The sequence below is a fragment of the Campylobacter sp. BCW_4341 genome, from assembly GCF_001764255.1.
Taxonomy (GTDB): Bacteria; Campylobacterota; Campylobacteria; order Campylobacterales; family Campylobacteraceae; genus Campylobacter_D; species Campylobacter_D jejuni.
Window position 1 is genome coordinate 1 of the sequence record NZ_MKAH01000005.1, and the last position, 20961, is coordinate 20961.

Consider the following 20961-nt stretch of genomic DNA (forward strand, 5'->3'; position numbering starts at 1 on the left):
ATCAACGAAAACATCCTTGCTACTAAAAAAGGTTTAGAACAAGACAATCAAGCTGTTAAAGAATCAGTTCAAACCGTATCAGTTGTAGAAGGTGGTAATTTAACAGCAAGAATTACTGCTAATCCAAGAAACCCGCAACTTATTGAACTTAAAAATGTTCTAAATAAACTTCTTGATGTTTTACAAGCTAGAGTAGGTTCTGATATGAATGTTATTCATAAAATATTTGAAGAATACAAAAGCTTAGATTTTAGAAATAAAATCTCTAATGCTTCAGGAAGTGTTGAATTAACTACCAATGCTTTAGGCGATGAAATAGTTAAAATGCTAAAACAAAGTTCAGACTTTGCTAATGCTTTAGCTAATGAAAGTGGAAAATTACAAACTGCTGTTCAAAGCTTAACCACTTCTTCAAATTCTCAAGCTCAATCTTTAGAAGAAACTGCAGCAGCTTTAGAAGAGATCACTTCTTCTATGCAAAATGTTTCAGTTAAAACTAGTGATGTTATCACTCAATCTGAAGAGATTAAAAATGTTACAGGTATCATAGGTGATATTGCAGATCAAATTAATCTTCTAGCTTTAAATGCAGCTATTGAAGCGGCTCGTGCTGGAGAACATGGTAGAGGCTTTGCTGTTGTGGCTGATGAAGTTAGAAAACTAGCTGAGAGAACTCAAAAGTCTTTATCTGAAATAGAAGCTAATACTAATTTACTTGTTCAATCTATCAATGATATGGCAGAAAGTATTAAAGAACAAACTGCAGGTATTACTCAAATCAATGATAGCGTAGCTCAAATTGATCAAACTACTAAAGATAATGTTGAAATTGCTAATGAATCAGCTATTATTTCTAGTACAGTAAGTGATATAGCTAATAATATCTTAGAAGATGTTAAGAAGAAGAGGTTTTAATCTTAGATGACTAGCTAAAAAGCTAGTTATCTCTATAAAATAATATATGTTTAATTCTTTAAGATTTAATGAAATGTGGTATAGAGAAATTCTAATTGTCAATATTAAGTATTTTCTAAATCAAATACATTTTAGAGTGTGATAAAATTCAGGGTTATCAAAACTTGGAGGAAAAGGAACACTGGCTCTAAATTCTTTATAAGTATTACCTGGAAGTTTGTCTATAATTTCTATAGTGTAAGAAACACTTGTATTTTGCATTTTGGCATTGCGAATATTTTTATCATTGAAAATTTCTCCCCCTACTTTTTTTTGATTTAATATGCTAAGTATCAAATAGCATTTTCTGATTTCAAATTTAGTAAGATTTTGAACCTTTCCGCTTACGATAACACTTTCATGTCTTAGATCTCTTGTGTAGGTTAGTTTGCTAAGATCGGCTTGAGTGGTGAATTGATTGATTGTTAGAAAAATAGAATATATCAAAAGTGCGGTAAAAATAGTAGCTATGGTATAAGAAATCAAAGCCATTTCTTTCTGTTTAACTTTTAGAAAAATTAAAATACAAATCAAGGCAAAGCAAATAAGTAAAATGATAAAAGCTATAATATGAAAAATTGTAAAATGCATTAAAAACACTCCGAAACTAAGCGTATGGTATAGTTATTTTCATAGTTAAAATTTTCGAAAGCAATTCTTTGAAATTGGGTTGCATTTTTCTTTAGATCTTTAATTTCTCTACTTTTTTGTCTAAAAGGGATAAATTTCTTTTTATATTCTTCTATGATATTATCATTAGGTATTTTATCCGCAAAAATTTTAGCTGTAATTTTACATTCTTTAAAATTATTTTTTGAATTATTTGTAATGTTAAAATCAACAATTAAATCATTTGAACTTTGTATTATTTTTTGATCCGTAATAGCGGTTTTCCGAGTTCTTACTTCATTGTCTATTAGTTTATACCCATAGATATAAACTAAAAAACAAACAATAATATCAAATGCAATAATAAAAAGTGCTGCTATAGGTCTATGGCGTAAAAATACACAAAGAAGTAAAACACAAGTGAAGAGAAAAAAAACTAATAAAATCAGCATATAATCTACTAAATATAAATGAGTAGTGTAAAAAAGCACGATTTCTCTTAGTTTTTCCACTTGCGTATCCTTTTAGTTCATGTTGGCAGAACTTTGCTTTTTAGCATCTTTGGTATCAACCCAAATGTTTGGTACTGCTCCACCTGGAGTTAAGAAAATTTTAGCATCTTGATTGACTTTTAAAGCTTCATTAAATTCTTTTTGAGTTTCAATTTGCTTTAAATTTAGTAAAGGAGTGTTTAAGCTGTTTGCGATTTCTTTATTAGAATAAGCTTGTGCATCTGCTTCTATCTTAACAGCCATAGCTTTACCTTTGGCACTGATTATAGTTGCATTTGCTTCCCCTTCAGCTAAGGCAGCTTTTTTTAAGGCTTCTTGATTAGCTCTTTCTACTTCATATTTAGTTCTTTCAGCCTCTTGTTTTGCAATTTGCACGCGTTCGATTTGTTCTTTTACTTTTGAAGGTAAAATAATTTCTCTAAGTTGTACAGCGCGAAGTTCTACAGGTTCGTTTGGTTGGGCTTCTATGGTTTTTCTTATACCTTCTTCTATTTGAGTGGCTATTGTATTACGATTAGTAGGAAGTTCTTCGGCTGTGTATTTTCCTACAACACTTCGCACTACATCACGAACAACTGGATCGATAATTTTATTTTCCCAATTTAAGCTCCAAGTAGCTATAGTTTGAGGAACTTGCAAAGGATTTAAGCGGTATTGCACTGTAACATCAATAGATACAGGCAATCCACGAGAGTCAAGCACAGAAATACTATTTTTATTAATAACACCTGAACCTGAAGATAAATTTTCATTACTTCCCTCTATAGAAGCATAGTTGATTTGTCTTACTCTAGTATCGATTATGGTTATTTTTTGTACAAAAGGTAAAAAAAAGTGAAGTCCTGGTTCTAATGGATTTGGGTCATATTTACCTGTTGTTGATTTAATCCCCATTTCTCCAGAATTTATTACCATAAAAGGTTTTGCAACGATTAAAAATAAGATAATAATAATCACCCCATAAATAAACGGAGAGAATTTTCCAAAACCTTTAAAATTAAATTCTGGTGCTTTGAAATTGAAATTTTGACGGTTGTTGTTTCCGTTATTGTTAGAATTTCCATTTTTTTTATTGAAATAATCATTCAAATCAGCTGGCATTTATTTCCTTTTTTAAATATAAGTTAGCATAGATGCGTATTTTTGATTGCGTCCATAAACTACATCAAAATAAGCATCTTGAAGTTTTTTAGTTACAGATCCTCTTAAACCATTTCCTATTATTCTTGCATCAATATTGTTAATAGGTGTGATTTCAGCGGCTGTCCCGGTAAAAAATGCTTCATCAGCAGTATAAACTTCATCTCTTGAAATTCTTTGGCGAAGCACAGTGACACCAAGATCATGAGCGATTTTAAGCACTGTATCTTGAGTAATGCTTTTTAAAGAAAAATCATTTGGAGGTGTGATTAAAACCCCATCTTTTACAATAAAGAAACATTCTCCTGTTCCTTCTGCGATAAAACCTTCTTCATCAAGCATTAAAGCTTCTTCATAGCCTGCTTCAATAGCTTCAAATTTTGCAATTTGAGAGTTAAGATAATTCGCACTTGCTTTAGCTTTTCCCATGCATGATTTAACACTATTTCTTGCAAAAGACGAAATTTTTACTTTTATGCCTTTTTCTAAACCTTCTTCTCCAAGGTAAGCACCCCATTCCCAAGCTGCAATCCCAACTCTTACAGGAGCTTTTATATGATAAAGTCCCATAACTCCATCACCTAAAAAAATCAAAGGACGGATATAGACATTGCTTTGAAAATTGTTTGCTTTTAAGAGTTCAATTTGTGCATTTTCAAGATCTTTTTGAGAAAAAGGACAATTTAAAAGAGTAATTTTTGCAGACTCTAAAAGTCTTTTGGTGTGATCTTCAAGTCTGAAAATTGCTAAGCCTTTATCTGTTTTATAGGCTCTAGTTCCTTCAAAAACAGCATTGCCATAATGCAAAGAATGGGTTAAAAAGTGCAAAGTTGCATCTTTAAAATCAACTAATTTTCCATCCATCCAAATTTTATCTGCTGAGATCATTTTTTACCTTTTATAGTTGTTTATTTCTTAAAAAATATTATTTTAAGAATAAATCGGGATTTTATCAAAAATATACTAACAATAAGCTTTTATTAAATTAAGGTTTTTTGTTAAAAAAAATATTAGGTATTTTTTGAAATAATTATGAAAAATTATCGTTAAAAAGGAGAAATTATGCCATTGGTAAATATTAAATTAGCAAAGCCGTCTTTAAGCAAGGAACAAAAAGCGGAACTTATAGCTGATATTACCGAACTTTTAAGCACGAAATATAATAAAAGTAGAGAAAGAGTTGTGGTGGTTTTAGAAGATGTGGAAAATTATGACATAGGCTTTGGCGGAGAAAGCGTTGAAGCTATTAAAGCAAAGGCAAGTAAATGAGTTTAAACATAGGAGATAAAGCGCCTCAGTTTGAGCTTTTAAATCAAGATGGGGTAAAAATAGCATTAAAAGATTTTATTGGCAAAAAGGTGATTTTGTATTTTTATCCAAAAGATAATACCCCAGGTTGCACTACAGAAGCTTGTGATTTTAGTGCAAATTATGATAAATTTGGTGGTAAAAATGCAGTGATTATTGGTATCAGTCCTGATAGCGTGGCAAGTCATGAAAAATTTATCTCTAAATTTGATTTAAAACATACTTTACTTAGCGATAGTGAAAAAGAAGTTGCTAAAGCTTATGGAGCTTGGGGGCTTAAGAAAAATTACGGAAAAGAATACGAAGGTCTTATTCGTTCTACTTTTGTTATCGATGAAACAGGTAAGATTGCCCAAATTTATAGCAATGTTCGTGTAAAAGATCATGCTTTAAAAGTGCTTGAAAGTCTTTAATGCTAGTACATATTTGTTGTAGCGTAGATAGTCATTATTTTATTGAAGAACTTAGAAAAACTTATCCTAATGAAAAAATCATAGGATATTTTTATGATCCAAATATCCATCCTTTAAGCGAATACGAACTAAGATTTTTAGATGTAAAAAGATCTTGTGATAAACTTGGTATCAAGCTTTATAAAGGTGAGTATGAGTATGAAAAATGGCTTAATGCTGTGCGTGGTTATGAAGATGAGCCTGAAAAGGGTGCAAGGTGTGAAATTTGCTTTGATGTAAGAATGGGATCTAGTGTTAAATTTGCTGCTAAAATAGGAGAAAAAAAGCTTACTACTACGCTTTTAACTAGCCCTAAAAAAGATTTAGAACAGTTAAAAAATGCTTTACAAAAAGAATGTGAGCCTTATGGGGTAGAGTTTTTAGCCCCTGATTTTCGTAAAAATGGCGGCACTCAAAGGCAGTTTGCTTTAGCAAAAAAAGAAATGCTCTATCATCAAAATTATTGTGGTTGTATTTATGGACTTAAAAAACAAAAACAAGATAAGAATTTCATTGATGAATTAATGTCTTCTGTAAATAAGCAAATTTTACCTGCAAGTATAGAAGCAAGAATAGCTCTTTATAAAAAAGTAGTTTTATGGGAAAAAAAAGGTATAAAATTTGAAATTTTAAGAGAGAAATTTTTAAATTATCGTCTTTTAAGTGCTTTAATAAAATTAGATAAAAAGCCTGTTAAATCTCATATTTTATTTTATTCGCATTTTAAAAACGCTTATACAAGATTTTCTTTGGATGAGGAAAATTTAAAACAAAATTTAAAAGAAGGCTTTTATAGAAGCACTAAAGATGAAATGGTTTTTGTTGAATTTTGGCGTTTTAATGCATTTTTTAAAAACAAATGGAAAAATTTTGAAGATTTTTTAAAAAGACCTTTGAGTGTGCAAGCAGAAATTAAATGGCGTAATAAATTGTTTGGAACTTATAATCTTAGCCCTATTATCATCCTTGAAAATATTTTACCTTCAAGATATGAAGTGATAGCAAAAAGTGAAATTTATCATGATAATCAAGAGGTGCTTGTAGAAATTTAAGAAATTTATTAAGAAAAACTTTTTTTGTTAATGTAATTTTTAATGATTTTTTTATATAATAAAATTTTTAATTGTTTTCAAGGTTAATTTAATAATGATAGATGTAATGCAAATTCAAGAAATCTTACCACACCGTTATCCTTTTTTACTAGTAGATAAAATTACAGAATTAAAAGTTAAAGAAGTGGTTCGAGGATATAAAAACATTAGTATAAGTGACCATGTTTTTATGGGACATTTTCCAGAACATCCTATTTATCCTGGAGTTTTGATTTTAGAAGGTATGGCTCAAACAGGCGGAGTTTTAGCTTTTGAAAGTATGGAAGATAAAGTGGATCCAAAAAGTAAAGTAGTTTATTTCACAGGCATAGATGGAGCAAAATTTAGAAATCCTGTGCGTCCTGGAGATAGGCTTGATTATGAAATGAGCGTGGTTAAAAATCGTGGCAATATGTGGATTTTTAAAGGGCAAGCTTTTGTAGATGGAAATTTAGTTGCAGAGGCCGAGCTTAAAGCTATGATAGTGGATAAATAATGAAAAAAATTCATCCAAGTGCGGTGATTGAAGAGGGTGCACAACTTGGTGACGATGTTGTAATAGAAGCTTATGCTTATGTAGGTAAAGATGCTAAAATAGGTAATGATGTTGTCATCAAACAAGGTGCTCGAATTCTTTCAGATACAACTATAGGCGATCATTCTCGTGTATTTTCTTATGCTATAGTAGGCGATATTCCTCAGGACATATCTTATAAAGAAGAGCAAAAAAGCGGTGTTGTTATAGGAAAAAATGCAACTATTAGAGAATTTGCAACGATAAATTCAGGTACAGCTAAAGGAGATGGTTTTACTCGTATAGGCGATAATGCTTTTATTATGGCTTATTGTCATATTGCTCATGATTGTCTTTTAGGTAATAATATTATTTTAGCTAATAATGCAACTTTAGCAGGACATGTAGAGCTTGGAGATTTTACGGTTGTAGGCGGGCTTACACCTATTCATCAATTTGTCAAAGTAGGCGAGGGTTGTATGATAGCAGGAGCAAGTGCACTTTCTCAGGATATAGTACCGTTTTGTTTAGCAGAAGGAAATCGTGCAAGTATTAGAAGTTTAAATTTAGTAGGTATTCGTCGTCGTTTTGATAAAGATGAAGTAGATAGACTTAGCAGAGCTTTTAAAACTTTATTTAGGCAAGGAGATTTAAAAGAAAATGCTAAAAATTTGCTTGAAAATCAAGAAAGTGAAAATGTTAAAAAAATGTGCCATTTTATATTAGAAACAAAGCGCGGAATTCCTGTCTATAGGGGTAAAAATAATGCCTAGAAAATGTAGTTTTTGCAATGAAGTGGAGAATCCACAAAGAAGAATTTTAGCAAATGAAAATGATGATGCTTTTATTTGTGAATATTGCGTTGAAGGTGCTTATAGTATTATTTATGGAGAAGAAAAAGAATTTAAAGAACCTAAACAAAGCCATAATACAGAATTTAAAGATATCACTCCAAAAGAATTAAAAGCTTATTTAGATCGTTATGTCATAGGGCAAGATAGAGCTAAAAAAGTTTTTAGTGTTGGAGTATACAATCATTATAAAAGACTTTTTAAAGCCGAACTTCAAGATGATGATACAGAGCTTTTTAAGTCAAATATTTTACTTGTTGGGCCAACAGGAAGTGGAAAAACTTTATTGGCACAAACTTTAGCTAAATTTTTAGATGTACCTATAGCAATTTGTGATGCAACTTCTTTAACTGAAGCAGGATATGTAGGTGAGGATGTGGAAAATATTTTAACACGTCTTTTACAAGCTGCAGATGGAGATGTGCAAAGAGCTCAAAAAGGTATAGTTTTTATTGATGAGATTGATAAAATTGCTAGAATGAGTGAAAATCGTTCTATTACTCGTGATGTAAGTGGAGAGGGTGTGCAACAAGCTTTACTTAAGATTATCGAAGGAAGTTTGGTAAATATTCCACCAAAAGGGGGAAGAAAACATCCAAATCAAGAGTTTATACAAATTGACACTTCAAATATTTTATTTGTTTGTGGTGGAGCTTTTGATGGTTTGGAAACTATTTTAAAAAGAAAACTTGGCGATAAAGTTGTGGGCTTTTTTGATGATGCAAAAGAAGAAAATAAAGCTTTACTTGAGAAAATTGAACCTGATGATTTGGTGCATTTTGGTTTGATTCCTGAGCTTATAGGTCGTTTGCATGTGATTGCATCTTTAAATGAGCTTAATGAAGAGGATATGGTAAGAATTTTAACTGAGCCTAAAAATGCCATTATTAAACAATATCAAAAGCTTTTTGCTATTGATGGGGTAAATTTAAAATTTGAAGAAGATGCTCTAAGAGCTATCGCACAACTTGCATTGGAGAGAAAAACAGGGGCTAGGGGACTTAGAAGTATTATAGAAGAAATGATGGTAGATTTAATGTTTGAGTTACCAGAGTATAAAAATTATGATATTGTAATAACTAAAGAAGTTGTTAAAGACAATGCAAAGGCATTATTAATAAAAAGAAAAATAAGTTAAAAAGGATAGAAATGATATTAGATCAACTTATAGGATTTTTTTCTAGTGATATGGGGATTGATTTAGGAACAGCTAATACACTAGTTTTGGTAAAAGATAAGGGTATAGTGATAAATGAGCCTTCTGTTGTGGCAGTTGAAAGAGAAAGGTATGGTTCCAAAGCAAAAATTTTAGCCGTAGGTAAAGAAGCTAAAGATATGGTGGGAAAAACTCCAGGCAATATCGAAGCTATTCGTCCTATGAAAGATGGCGTGATTGCAGATTTTGATATGACTGAAAAAATGATCCGCTATTTTATAGAAAAAACACACCGTAGAAAAAGTTTTTTACGCCCTAGAATTATCATTTCTGTTCCTTATGGTTTAACTCAAGTAGAAAGAAAAGCGGTAAGAGAAAGTGCTTTAAGCGCAGGTGCAAGAGAGGTATTTTTGATTGAAGAGCCTATGGCAGCAGCTATTGGTGCAAGTTTACCTATACAAGAGCCTAAAGGAAATTTGGTAGTAGATATAGGGGGTGGAACTACTGAGATTGGAGTGATTTCTTTGGGTGGACTTGTGATTTCAAAGTCTATTCGTACGGCTGGAGATAAGCTTGATATGAGTATAGTTAATTATGTAAAAGAAAAATATAATCTTATCATAGGTGAAAGAACAGGCGAAGAGATCAAAATCACTATAGGTTCAGCAATACAACTTCCAAAAGAGCTTTCTATGGTGGTAAAAGGACGCGATCAAGTAAGTGGACTTTTAAGTCGTATTGAACTTACAAGCGAAGATGTAAGAGAAGCGATGCGTGAGTATTTAAAAGAAATTGCTGATGCTTTAAAAATGGTTCTTGAAATGATGCCGCCTGATTTAGCAAGTGATATAGTAGAAAATGGTGTAGTTTTAACAGGTGGCGGAGCATTGATTCGTGGTCTTGATAAATACTTAAGTGAAATTGTACGTTTGCCAGTTTATATCGCAGATGAACCGCTTTTAGCTGTAGCAAAAGGAACAGGTAAAGCTTTAGAGGAAATTTCATTATTACAACAATTAACCAATGAAGAATAAGATTTTTTATGTTCTTGTCTTAGCCTTTTTGGTTTTTATATCTTTTTATTATGGAGGACTTATCAAGCAGAATGTTCTCCGTGTTAATGACTTTGTTATAGGTAATTTTTATAATATTAAAGATTATTTGGGAGAAAAAATTTCAGAACATTTTAATCAAGCAAATCAAATTCAGCAATTAAAAGCTAGAAATAAAGAATTAGAAGACATTGCTGTAAAGGTAACTAGCTTTGCAAATCAATTAAATCGTATTTTAGAGGATCAAAATTCTACAAAATATTTACCTCAAGTTTCTTTAACTAGAGTTATTTCTTATGTTCAATTGAATGATTATAAAAAATTATGGCTAGATTGGAGCAAAATTCCCGTTGGTAAAAATCGCGGTTTAATATATCAAGGATATACTGCAGGTATAGCTATTAATAAAGATGGCAGAACAATGGCTCTTCTGCAAGGTGATGATCAGTGTGTTTTTTCTGTTTATATAGGAAAATCCAAAGCTCCAGGTTTAATTCAAGGTGAAAATGGCAAGGTTGTGGTTAAATTTATTCCAAAGTGGGCGAAAATTAATGTCGGAGATGAAATCTTAACAAGTGGACTTGATAATATTTTCTTTTCGGATGTCCCTGTTGGGATTGTGAATAGAGTTGATGATGAAGATATGTATCAAAGTGTAGAAGTAAAGCCTTATGTTAAGATCAGTATTCCTGCTTATTTATATGTAGTAGATAATTTATAAGTCAAGGGTTAGACTTTTTAAAAATTTTCTATATTTTTACTAATTATTATAACTTTGTTTAATGCTAAAAATTTTGTTAAATTATCAAATAAATTTTTATAATCGAATGAGAATCTTATAAAAAATCTTAAATTTCTTTATGTATTATTTCCTAGATTAAAAGCAGGGTGTTTATTTTTTAAAATTATATCAATAATTTCAAAGTTTATAAAACTAATTTTTGTTATAATCAGCTCAAATTCATGCTCTTAGGAAAATTTATGCCAAAACGAACAGATATTAAAAGCATTTTACTTATAGGAAGTGGTCCTATTGTGATAGGACAAGCTTGTGAATTTGATTATTCTGGAACTCAAGCCGCAAAGACTTTAAAAGAGTTAGGATATCGTGTAGTATTAATCAACTCAAATCCTGCAACTATCATGACAGATCCTGAATTTGCAGATGCAACTTATATAGAACCCATAACAAAAGAAAGTATTTTAAGTATTATTAAAAAAGAAAAAATTGATGCAATTTTGCCAACTATGGGCGGACAAGTAGCGTTAAATGTTGCTATGGAAGTTTATGAAAGCGGACTTTTAGGAGATGTAAAATTTTTAGGCGCAAATCCTGAGTCGATTAAAAAGGGCGAAGATCGTCAGGTCTTTAAAGAATGTATGAAAAAAATCGGTATGGATTTGCCAAAATCGATGTATGCGTATAATTATGATGAAGCTTTAAAAGCCGTAGATGAAATCGGCTTTCCTTTGATGATCCGTGCTTCTTATACTTTAGGAGGTGCTGGAAGTGGTGTGGTTTATAATATGGACGAATTTAAAGAACTCGCTAATACTGCTTTAGCTTTATCGCCTATCCATGAAATTTTGATTGAAGAAAGTTTGTTAGGTTGGAAAGAATATGAAATGGAAGTTATACGCGATAGAGCGGATAATTGTATCATAGTTTGTAGTATAGAAAATATCGATCCTATGGGAGTTCATACAGGAGATAGTATTACAATAGCTCCAGCATTAACTTTGTCAGATAAAGAATATCAAGTTATGCGTAATGCTTCTTTTGCTATTTTGCGTGAAATTGGCGTAGATACAGGCGGAAGTAATGTACAATTTGCTATCAACCCAAAAAATGGAAGAATGATAGTTATAGAAATGAATCCAAGAGTTTCAAGATCAAGTGCTTTAGCTTCTAAGGCAACGGGTTATCCTATAGCAAAGGTTGCGACACTTTTGGCAGTAGGCTTTAGTTTAGATGAGATTAAAAATGACATTACAGGAACTCCTGCATCTTTCGAGCCTGTGATTGATTACATTGTAACAAAAATTCCTCGCTTTACTTTTGAAAAATTTCCAGGAGCAAATACAACTTTAGGTACAGCTATGAAAAGTGTGGGTGAGGTAATGGCTATAGGACGCACTTTTAAAGAAAGTATACAAAAAGCACTTTGTTCTCTTGAGCGTTCTTTGAGTGGTTTTGATAGAGTAAAATTTGAAGATAGAAATGGTCTTGTTTTTAAAATTCGCAATGCTAATGAAAAGCGTTTACTTTATGTTGCTCAAGCTTTTAGGGAAGGTTTTAGCGTAGAAGAACTTTATGGGCTTTGTAAAATAGATCCTTGGTTTTTAACACAGATTAAAGAAATTGTAGATTTTGAAGAGCAAATTGATATGGATATTTTAAACAATAAAGCTCTTTTGAGAAAAGCAAAAACTATGGGCTTTTCAGACAAAATGATAGCCTTGCTTGTGAATTTGAAAGATAATTTAGAATTAAGCCAAAATGATATTTATTATGCAAGAATGAAGCAAAAAATCATTGCAGAATTTAGCGAAGTGGATACTTGTGCGGGTGAATTTGAAGCTTTAACTCCTTATCTTTATTCAAGTATCAATGTAAGCGAACTCACTCAAAGTAAAAACGATGCTAAGGATAAAAAAGAAAAAAAAGTGATGATTATAGGCGGGGGGCCAAATCGCATAGGACAAGGTATAGAATTTGACTATGCTTGCGTACATGCTTCTTTTGCGCTTAAAGATATGGGTATTAAAACCATTATGTATAATTGTAATCCTGAAACCGTTTCGACTGACTATGATACAAGTGATATTTTGTATTTCGAGCCTATTGATTTTGAACATTTAAGAGCGGTGATTGAGCGTGAAAAACCTGATGGAGTGATTGTGCATTTTGGTGGACAAACTCCTTTGAAATTTGCTAAGCGTTTGAGTGCTTTTGGAGCTAAGATTATAGGTACTAGCGCAAGAGTAATTGATATGGCAGAAGATAGAAAGAAATTTGCCGAATTTATTACAAAATTAGGCATCAATCAGCCAAAAAATTCTACTGCAACAAGTGTAGAAGAAGCGGTTCTTAAGGCTAGTGATATAGGGTATCCTGTGCTTGTAAGACCAAGTTATGTTTTAGGTGGGCGTGCGATGCGCGTGGTAAATGATGAGGTTGAACTTAGACTTTATATGCAAGAAGCTGTAGATGTGAGCGATAAAAGTCCTGTTTTGATCGATCAGTTTTTAGACAATGCTACAGAAATTGATGTTGATGCGATTTGTGATGGCAAAGATGTTTATGTGGCAGGAATTATGGAGCATATAGAAGAAGCAGGAATTCATTCAGGTGATAGTGCTTGTTCTTTACCACCTTGCAATATCGATGAAAAAATGCAAGAATTTATTGCACAAAAAACCGCAGATATTGCTTTAAATTTGGGTGTTGTAGGGCTTTTAAATATACAATTTGCTTTACATAATAATGAGTTTTATATGATAGAAGTAAATCCTAGAGCTAGTCGTACTGTGCCTTTTGTTAGTAAAGCTACGGGCATTCCTTTGGCAAAAGTAGCAACGCGTGTGATGTGGCAAGGAAATTTAAAAGAAGCTTTGAAATTTTATGATACTTTCAAAGTGGTTAATTTTGATACTAAAATTTTACGCCCTAAAACTCCAAAATATATGAGTGTAAAAGAAGCAGTATTTCCATTTGCAAAACTTAGTGGAAGTGATTTAGAATTAGGCCCCGAAATGCGTTCAACAGGTGAAGTTATGGGTATAAGTAAGGATTTTGCAAATTCTTACGCAAAAAGTCAAATCGCATCGTTTAATCATCTTCCAGAGCAAGGTGTGATATTTATCTCCTTAAAAGATAAGGATAAAAAATATACTAAAAAAATCGCTGCAGAATATGTAAAGCTTGGCTTTAGACTTATGGCAACAGGGGGAACTTGCAAGGAAATTTTAGAAAGTGGTTTTGAGTGTGAGCTTGTGCATAAAATTTCAGAAGGACGCCCCAATGTTGAAGATAAATTGAAAAATGGTGAAATTCACTTAGTTATCAATACAAGCGATAGTCACAGTTTTAAAGGTGATACGAAAAAAATTCGTGAAAATATCATTCGTTTTAAAATACCTTATTTTACAAATTTGCGCTCAGCTTTAGCAGGTGCAAAATCGATTAAAGCTATACAGAGTAAATCTTGCTTAGATGTAAAGAGTTTGCAGGAGTGGCTTAAATCTTGATTTATTTAGCTCAAACAGATACTACGGTAGGATTTTTAAGTAAAAATTTAGAAGAGATTAATGCTTTAAAAGGTAGAGATAAAAATCAACCTTGCTTAATCACTTCTGCGAAATTTTGCGAGTTAAAAAGTTTAGCAAGAATTCCAAAATCTTTTAAAAATTTAGTACGTCGTTCTAAAAAAACAACTTTTATTTATCCAAATAATCAGGCCATTCGTATTGTGAAAGAGTGTAAACATGCGAATTTTTTAAGTAAAAATGGCTATTTTTATTCATCTTCGGCAAACAAGCATGGAAAAGAATTTGATGAAGAATGGGCTAGAAGTGTTGCCGATATAATACTTGATGAGAAATTTTTCGAAAATATCCCATCAAAAATATTAAAACTTTCAAAGAATAAAATGATAAAAATACGTTAATTAAAGAGCTTTTAAAATATCTTCAAAAGCAATACAAAATTGCTCTATGCCATCGCTTAATAAATCATTGCAAGCTTTTTCTCGTTCGCTTTGAGAAATGATTTGATTAAGTTCTGTATAAATTTCAAAATTCATTAAAGGTTTTTTAAAATCCATTTTTCCTTTAAATGCCTCTATTGCATCAAGAGGAGCAGTATTAACAGAATTCTCAAAAAGAAGTTCTTTGATATAATAGTCTTTTGGCAGATCATCTCCTTTAACTCCAGTGCTTGCAAACAAGGCGCGAATATTAGGTTCATTTTTTGAGTAGATATTGTTATAAGCTAAATTTGCATTTAAAATTCCAATACGATTTTGCTCTTTGGCTTTAGGATTTAAAAGTCTATCAAAACGACTTACAAAAATACTTATAACAGCTTGTGGTGTTCTAGTATTTTGTTCTTTTAAGGCTATATTGTTTTTTCTAAATTCGAATAAACCTGCATTTAAAGCTTCAAAACATTTTTGACTTTGTTCAAGAGAAAAAATTAAGGTAGCATTGACGCTAATACCATTTTTCATAAGTTCATACATTACTTCATAAGAAGCTTTTGTAGCTGGAATTTTAATCATTACATTTTTTTTGCTAATAGCACTATAAAGTCTTTTAGCTTCGCCTAAACTAAGAGTCGTGTTATCATGAAGTCTTGGATCTATTTCAATACTTATAAATCCATCGTTTTTTTGATAAAAAAGAGGAGCTAATTTATCAGCTGCTTTTTGAATATCAGAAATTGCTAATTCTTCATAAATATCTTTTGTTTTTTTTTCTTTTAATTTAAGAATTTTATCTTTATAAATTGGAGAATTTAAAATAGCATTTTTAAAAATAGCAGGATTTGAAGTGGCGCCATTAATTCCATGTGATAATAAATTTAAAAATTCATTATCTAAAAAACTATTTTCTATAAAATCACACCAAAGAGAAAAATTTTTCATTATATTACCTTTATTATTTCTTTTAAGTCTTTTATGTCTACGCAAATATCAGCTTGAGAACGTAAAATTTCTTTAGCACAAAATGCAATTTTTAATCCACTTTCGTTAAACATTGCCAAATCATTTGCCCCATCGCCAACACACATCACTTCATCTGTTTTCAAATTTAAAAAGCTTTTTAATCGTTGTAGCATTAAGCCTTTTGAATTTGAAAACATCATTTCCCCACCAACTAGCCCTGTTAAAATGTCATTTTTATGATGTAGATAATTTGCAAAACCGAGGTTAATTCCAAGTTTTTGCATAGCAGGATCTATGCCTTCATGAAAACCACCGCTAAAAATAACAATTTGTATGTTTTTAGATTTTAAATATTGGATAAGTTCATGTGCTCCATGCATTAGTGGAAGTGTGCTACTTAATTCTAAAACTTTTTTATAAGACATACCTTTTAAAAGGCTTACTCGTTTTTGAAGACTTTCGAAAAAATCAAGTTCTCCAGCCATAGCATGGCGGGTAATTTCGCTTGTTTGATCACCCTTGCCATGCGCTGTAGCTAAAATATCGATGGTTTCACCATCCATTAAAGTAGCGTCAAAGTCAAAAACACAAAGTTTAATCATTAAAATTCGCGCTTAAGTAAAGCTTCTACTTTGAGTATAGTTAAGATATTTTCATCTCTTTTTCCTATACCATAAATCATACCTTTGTCTTTAACTAAAGTTTCAGGTGGTGGATCGATTCTGTTTCTGTGAATTTTAATTGCTTCGGTTAATCTATCTATAACAAAACCAGCATTTCCTCCAACTCCAGTTCCATTTGTCTCACCTCTTAAAACAATATATCTTGTTTGAGGTGTCATTTTAGAACTTCCTAAATGAAAGCGTTGAGCTAGATCAATAAGTGGCATAACATTACCACGCATATTAAAAACCCCTAGAACATAATCAGGTACACTAGGAACTCTAGTATATTCTATAGGTTTGATGATTTCTTGTATATTAAGAATTGGAATCGCATATTCCTCATCTCCAACTACAAAGCCAACAAGTTGGATGATATCATCTTCTCTTTGATTGACATCAGGACCAGCCATCTGAGTTTGCTGTTTTTGCAAAATTTGCTCTAATTTTTCATTACTCATATTCTTATCCTAGTTTCAAATTTTTTCTAACCACATTTTCCAAGTATTCTGGAGAATAAGGTTTAGTGATATATTCAGTCATACCCACTTCAACACCTCTTAAGCGGTCAGTTTTACTTGTTCTTGAAGTAACTGCAATGAGTGGTAAGTTACGATATTTAGAATACTTTCTAATTTCACCAGCTAAGGTGTATCCATCCATTCTTGGCATTTCGATATCTATAAGCATTGCATCAATATCATGTTCGCCAGATTTTATAATATTCAATGCTTCAACACCATTTGTTGCTTCAACTAAACTAACCCCTAGCGGTTCCAAAGCTTTTTGCATTAAAGTTCTATCCATTTTAGAATCATCTACAATTAAGACTTTATAATCACTTGGTTGTTCTTTAGGTTTTTTCGCACTTGATTCTAATTGCGCTTTAATATCAACTTTAATTTCTTTGGCCATATCCATCATAGCACCTACATCGATGATTAATGTCACTCTACCATCGCCACGGATTGTAGCTCCTGCTATACCTTGGATATTTTGTAAATAATCACCCATAGATTTAATAACTATTTCTTCTTGTCCTACAAGAGTATCTACTATAATGCCAAGCTTGCTTTCTGCTACCCCTATAACAACGACATAAGTTTGATCACCGCTTTCAAGGACTTGTTTAACTCCAAATACATCCGAAAGTCTCACAAGAGAAAGCACTTCATCTCTTAAGCGTAATACATTTTTACCTTCGATAGTATAGATATCATCAATTGGCACTCTAACTGTTTCAAGAACGCTTGCAAGTGGAATTGCATAGAATTCCTCTTGAGTTCCTACAAGTAAAGATTGAATGATTGCCAAGGTAAGAGGAATTTTAAGTTTAAATGAACTTCCTTTACCTAACTCACTATCAATTTCAATTACCCCATTTAGTTTTTCGATGTTGGTTTTAACAACATCCATTCCTACGCCACGACCCGAAACATTTGTTACTTTAGCCGCAGTTGAAAAACCAGGTTTGAAAATCAAAGCAAAAGCTTCTTTGTCTGTCATTTGATCTGCTTCTCTTTCGGTAATCAAATTTTTCTCTATAGCTTTTGCTTTTAAGCCATTTGGATCAAGTCCTTTACCATCATCTGTAATTTCTACAACGATGTGATTGCCTTCATTATAAGCTTTAAGTTGAACTATACCTTTTTCAGGTTTTCCGTTCGCTGCACGAGTTGCTGGATCCTCAACACCATGGTCACATGAATTTCTAATCATATGCATGATAGGATCGCCAATTTCCTCTACGATAGATTTATCAAGTTCAGTTTCTTCACCTGTAATTTCAAGTTCTATTTGCTTTCCTAATTCACGACTCAAATCACGAACAACTCTTGGGAATTTATTGAAAACTTTTGCTATAGGTTGCATTCTTGTTTTCATTACAGCAAGTTGAACATCGGTTGTAATGATGCTTAGCTGACTTACAACCTGATTAAGTTCTTCAAGGAATTTTTCTCCTTCATAACGCTCTTCAACATCATCGTAAATTTTAAGCAAACGGTTTTTGCCTAAAACAAGCTCCCCAATTAGATTCATTAAGTGATCTAGCCTTTTTACCTCCACGCGTATGGTTTGATCCATACTGCTAGCATTACTACCTGAAGCAGGAACTTTTTTCTCTCCACTTTCCGCAGGTTTATTTGCTGTATTGTTAGTCGGTTTAGGTGCTGCATTTGTTGTTTGTTTCTTTTGTGCACGACGAGCTTGATCTTCAGCTTTTCTAACTTTTAAAAGTCTTTCTATTTCAGCTTCAACTTCAGAATCACTTAATTGATTAACATCTACTTCAGGTTCTGGAGTTGCTATTTCTTGTTTTGGTGCTTCTGGTTCTACTTGTAGAGTAGATTTTTCATTTGAATCTTTTGCCGCAACAGGAGACTCTCCTTCTGAAATAGCTGTTAATCTTGCGCAAATTGGTTCTATATCCATACCAATAGCAGTATCGTTGCCATTGTCACGAATGGAATTAAGCAAAGTTTTCATTCTATCAATAGACTCTAAAACCACATCCATGATATCTGGAGTTATTTTTAACTCGCCATGTCTTGCTTTGTTTAAAACATCTTCCATGTGGTGAGTTAACTTTGTTAAAACATCAAAATTTAAGAAACTTGATGATCCTTTAACCGTATGTGCAACACGGAAAATTCTATTTAATAATTCTAAATCTTCTGGATTTGATTCAAGCTCTACTAAATCATGGTCGATTTGCTCAACAAGCTCAAAAGCTTCAACCAAAAAGTCTTCAAGTATTTCTTGCATATCTTCCATATTTTACCCCTGTTCTTGAGATTGATGTTTTTTAATAACCTTTGCAATTTCATTGAAGAAATCGCTAGCGTTAAATTTGACAAGATAGCCTTCTCCACCAGCTTCTTGAACACCTTTCTCATTCATAAATTCATTTGATAAAGACGAGTTAAAGACTATAGGAATATCTTTAAATCTTGGATCTTCTTTAATGCGTGCAGCAAAGTGGAAACCATCCATTTGTGGCATTTCGACATCGCTTACTATAATTTTTAAAGTATCATTTAAACTTTCACCATAAGCTTGGCTTAATTCTTCTAATTTGTTTATGCCCTCTACGCCGTCCTTAGCTTCAACAACTTGAAAGCCCATCTGTTGCATCATTTCTTTGACGCGTTTTCTAGCAGTCATGCTGTCATCAAGTATAAGTGCCGTTCCAGTAAATTTTTCTATTTTTTCAAAATCTATATCTGTTTTTGGAGCGTAAATTCCTAAATCTTCAACAACACTTTCAAGATCTAAAATTAGCAACACTTCATCATTTTCGATGCGTGTTACACCTGTGATTTTACCTTTATCTAAAGCACCTGATCCTGTAGAAAAAGTTGCTGGTTCTATATCCTTCCAGTTTATTCTACGAATTCTTTTTGCTTCGTGAACTATAAAACCAATAAGAATATTGCTAAATTCAGTGATAATAACTCTAGGTTTTAGCATAGCGCTTTCTGGCTCAGTGATTTGCATCCATTTGGCAAGATTGACTACAGGTATAACCACTCCACGAAGATCAAAGATACCTTCGATGTAATCAGGTACACCTGGAAGTTCTGTAAGGCTTGGGATTTTTATAATTTCCCTTACCTTAGAAACATTTACACCATAAATTCCTTCATAGACTTTATCGTGTCCTTGCTTAAAGATACGGAAATCGACAAGCTCCATTTCATTTGAACCCGTTTTCACGATATTTTCATCAAACATTTTGACCCCTCAATTTCTGTTCTCGAAATTTGATTTCTTGCTGATATTCTACTACAAAAAAACTTCTCTTATATGCAAAACTAGCTAAGTTAAGATATTTAATGTTTTCTTTGTTGATTTGATGATTTTGATGATAGTGTCCTTCACATACCCAAAATCCTAAATTTTCATATCTTTCATATCTTTTTTTCGCTAAATTTTCAAAATCTTTTATTTGATAAAAAAGGTTTTTTTTGTTTTGATTTTGAAGAATTTTATTTGAAATAAAATTACGAGTAATAATATTTAAAAAATTCAAAAATATAAGTAAATAATGATTCCTTAATATTTTAAGAGTAAATTGTAAAAGAGGTGGTAAAAAAATATCTCCGTGAGCTAATTTTATAAAAGCGTTATTTAAAACAAGATTATTACCTTTACTTGTATGCAAATTAAGCTTTATGGGTTGCTTTTGTAAGTTAAAAATTTTTACCCTTTTAAAAAAACAAGAAAGATTAAAATCATGATTGCCTTCTAAGTAGATAATTTCAATCTTTAAGGCCAATTCTTCTAAAAGTTCTATGTAAGGTTTAGCAAATTCATGTGTAGCAGAGATTTCGCCTATAAGCAAATCGAAAATATCGCCCATAAGTATGAGTTGAGAGGTGGAAATTTTACCTTTTTTTAAGGCTTGTAAAAATTCCCAAAACCCCCTTCTTTGTTTATTTTCATGAGCATCTGCGATTAAAATCGCTCCATTTTGTAGTAAAATTTTTTATCCTTAAAATTTCAAAGGCTCATAATTTATAGAAAGGATTTCAAATTCACTCTCACCTTTTGGCAAACGCACTTTAAAATCATCTCCTTCTTTTTTCCCAAGCATAGCTTTTGCTATTGGAGATGCGATGGAAATATAGCCCTTATCTAAATCTCCTTCGCAAATTCCTACTAGAGTATATTTGCTTTCTTTTTCTGTATCCAAATCCATGATCACAACACTTGAGCCAAATTTCACACTATCATGTTCATAGCTTGAAGGATCGATCACTTGAGCTCTTGCTAGCAAGTCACTAAGCTCTGCTATACGACTTTCAATTAAAGCTTGTTTTTCTCTTGCAGCATGGTATTCTGCATTTTCTTTCAAATCCCCGTGACTTCTTGCTGTATCGATTTCTATTACAACAGCGGGACGTTGATTATCTTTCAAATCTTTTAATTCTGCGGCTAACTTATCATAGCCAAATTGACTCATTGGTTCTTTTTGCATAATTTATCCT

Annotated in this window: 22 protein-coding genes; 11 read left to right on the plus strand and 11 right to left on the minus strand. The window is 31.9% G+C overall.

What is annotated here, in order from left to right; all coding sequences use genetic code 11:
- Nucleotides 1–915: methyl-accepting chemotaxis protein (locus AJN70_RS00045; protein WP_002934477.1), on the plus strand; the 915-nt coding region annotated here is incomplete at its 5' end.
- A 120-nt stretch (nucleotides 916–1035) separates the two neighbouring features.
- On the opposite strand, the gene AJN70_RS00050 is transcribed toward AJN70_RS00045, so the two are convergent.
- From AJN70_RS00050 to ilvE, 4 genes are read right to left on the minus strand one after another with little or no spacing between them, the layout of a single operon-like run.
- Nucleotides 1036–1545 (minus strand): DUF2393 family protein, encoded by a 510-nt coding sequence (locus tag AJN70_RS00050; RefSeq protein WP_002861050.1) that lies wholly within the window; start codon nucleotides 1543–1545, stop codon nucleotides 1036–1038.
- On the minus strand, nucleotides 1545–2075 hold the full coding sequence (locus AJN70_RS00055) for a DUF2393 domain-containing protein (protein ID WP_002870863.1): 531 nt from the start codon (nucleotides 2073–2075) through the stop codon (nucleotides 1545–1547). Before AJN70_RS00055 ends, AJN70_RS00050 begins: the two co-directional genes overlap by 1 nt.
- Nucleotides 2076–2087: 12 nt before the next feature.
- Complete coding sequence (locus AJN70_RS00060) at nucleotides 2088–3176, minus strand: prohibitin family protein (RefSeq protein WP_002870862.1); 1089 nt, start codon at nucleotides 3174–3176, stop codon at nucleotides 2088–2090.
- A gap of 12 nt (nucleotides 3177–3188) precedes the next feature.
- Nucleotides 3189–4103: a branched-chain-amino-acid transaminase gene (gene ilvE / locus AJN70_RS00065; RefSeq protein ID WP_070295299.1), complete on the minus strand. Its 915-nt coding sequence runs from the start codon at nucleotides 4101–4103 to the stop codon at nucleotides 3189–3191.
- A 174-nt stretch (nucleotides 4104–4277) separates the two neighbouring features.
- Here ilvE and AJN70_RS00070 point away from each other — a divergent pair, with 174 nt between their 5' ends.
- The 10 genes from AJN70_RS00070 to AJN70_RS00115 all read left to right on the plus strand — a co-directional run bounded on the left by AJN70_RS00070 (nucleotide 4278) and on the right by AJN70_RS00115 (nucleotide 14309).
- Nucleotides 4278–4484, plus strand: coding sequence for a tautomerase family protein (locus tag AJN70_RS00070; RefSeq protein ID WP_070295301.1), 207 nt, complete (start codon nucleotides 4278–4280; stop codon nucleotides 4482–4484).
- Nucleotides 4481–4936 (plus strand): thioredoxin-dependent thiol peroxidase, encoded by a 456-nt coding sequence (gene bcp / locus AJN70_RS00075; protein ID WP_070295303.1) that lies wholly within the window; start codon nucleotides 4481–4483, stop codon nucleotides 4934–4936. Before AJN70_RS00070 ends, bcp begins: the two co-directional genes overlap by 4 nt.
- The gene (locus AJN70_RS00080) at nucleotides 4936–6027 is read left to right on the plus strand and encodes an epoxyqueuosine reductase QueH (protein WP_070295304.1); all 1092 of its coding nucleotides are present in this window, start codon (nucleotides 4936–4938) and stop codon (nucleotides 6025–6027) included. The genes bcp and AJN70_RS00080 overlap by 1 nt, the downstream gene beginning before the upstream one ends.
- 94 nt (nucleotides 6028–6121) lie before the next feature.
- Nucleotides 6122–6562, plus strand: a complete 441-nt coding sequence (gene fabZ / locus AJN70_RS00085) for a 3-hydroxyacyl-ACP dehydratase FabZ (RefSeq protein WP_052949480.1) — start codon at nucleotides 6122–6124, stop codon at nucleotides 6560–6562.
- On the plus strand, nucleotides 6562–7353 hold the full coding sequence (gene lpxA / locus AJN70_RS00090; RefSeq protein WP_002921686.1) for an acyl-ACP--UDP-N-acetylglucosamine O-acyltransferase: 792 nt from the start codon (nucleotides 6562–6564) through the stop codon (nucleotides 7351–7353). Before fabZ ends, lpxA begins: the two co-directional genes overlap by 1 nt.
- Nucleotides 7346–8569: an ATP-dependent Clp protease ATP-binding subunit ClpX gene (gene clpX / locus AJN70_RS00095; RefSeq protein ID WP_002860329.1), complete on the plus strand. Its 1224-nt coding sequence runs from the start codon at nucleotides 7346–7348 to the stop codon at nucleotides 8567–8569. The genes lpxA and clpX overlap by 8 nt, the downstream gene beginning before the upstream one ends.
- A gap of 11 nt (nucleotides 8570–8580) precedes the next feature.
- The gene (locus AJN70_RS00100; protein WP_002851700.1) at nucleotides 8581–9621 is read left to right on the plus strand and encodes a rod shape-determining protein; all 1041 of its coding nucleotides are present in this window, start codon (nucleotides 8581–8583) and stop codon (nucleotides 9619–9621) included.
- Nucleotides 9611–10360: a rod shape-determining protein MreC gene (gene mreC, locus AJN70_RS00105; protein ID WP_070261202.1), complete on the plus strand. Its 750-nt coding sequence runs from the start codon at nucleotides 9611–9613 to the stop codon at nucleotides 10358–10360. Before AJN70_RS00100 ends, mreC begins: the two co-directional genes overlap by 11 nt.
- Before the next feature lie 260 nt (nucleotides 10361–10620).
- Nucleotides 10621–13890: a carbamoyl-phosphate synthase large subunit gene (carB, locus tag AJN70_RS00110; protein WP_070295306.1), complete on the plus strand. Its 3270-nt coding sequence runs from the start codon at nucleotides 10621–10623 to the stop codon at nucleotides 13888–13890.
- On the plus strand, nucleotides 13887–14309 hold the full coding sequence (locus AJN70_RS00115; protein WP_002851686.1) for a hypothetical protein: 423 nt from the start codon (nucleotides 13887–13889) through the stop codon (nucleotides 14307–14309). The genes carB and AJN70_RS00115 overlap by 4 nt, the downstream gene beginning before the upstream one ends.
- Here AJN70_RS00115 and AJN70_RS00120 read toward each other — a convergent pair whose 3' ends face one another.
- The 7 genes from AJN70_RS00120 to greA are packed head-to-tail and all read right to left on the minus strand — an operon-like array spanning nucleotide 14310 to nucleotide 20951.
- A complete protein-coding gene (locus tag AJN70_RS00120; RefSeq protein ID WP_070295308.1) occupies nucleotides 14310–15287 on the minus strand; it encodes a transaldolase in 978 nt (325 codons plus the stop codon).
- Nucleotides 15287–15910 (minus strand): phosphoserine phosphatase SerB, encoded by a 624-nt coding sequence (gene serB / locus AJN70_RS00125; RefSeq protein WP_070295310.1) that lies wholly within the window; start codon nucleotides 15908–15910, stop codon nucleotides 15287–15289. The genes AJN70_RS00120 and serB overlap by 1 nt, the downstream gene beginning before the upstream one ends.
- Nucleotides 15910–16431 carry a chemotaxis protein CheW gene (locus AJN70_RS00130; protein WP_044779559.1) on the minus strand — a complete coding sequence of 174 codons (522 nt, stop codon included), beginning with the start codon at nucleotides 16429–16431 and terminating at the stop codon, nucleotides 15910–15912. The genes serB and AJN70_RS00130 overlap by 1 nt, the downstream gene beginning before the upstream one ends.
- Before the next feature lie 4 nt (nucleotides 16432–16435).
- Nucleotides 16436–18745, minus strand: coding sequence for a chemotaxis protein CheW (locus tag AJN70_RS00135; RefSeq protein ID WP_070295311.1), 2310 nt, complete (start codon nucleotides 18743–18745; stop codon nucleotides 16436–16438).
- 3 nt (nucleotides 18746–18748) lie between these two features.
- On the minus strand, nucleotides 18749–19705 hold the full coding sequence (locus tag AJN70_RS00140; protein WP_070283916.1) for a chemotaxis protein: 957 nt from the start codon (nucleotides 19703–19705) through the stop codon (nucleotides 18749–18751).
- On the minus strand, nucleotides 19698–20456 hold the full coding sequence (locus AJN70_RS00145; RefSeq protein ID WP_323470666.1) for a UDP-2,3-diacylglucosamine diphosphatase: 759 nt from the start codon (nucleotides 20454–20456) through the stop codon (nucleotides 19698–19700). The genes AJN70_RS00140 and AJN70_RS00145 overlap by 8 nt, the downstream gene beginning before the upstream one ends.
- A gap of 9 nt (nucleotides 20457–20465) precedes the next feature.
- Nucleotides 20466–20951, minus strand: coding sequence for a transcription elongation factor GreA (gene greA, locus AJN70_RS00150; RefSeq protein WP_002851733.1), 486 nt, complete (start codon nucleotides 20949–20951; stop codon nucleotides 20466–20468).
- Nucleotides 20952–20961: the final 10 nt, after the last annotated feature.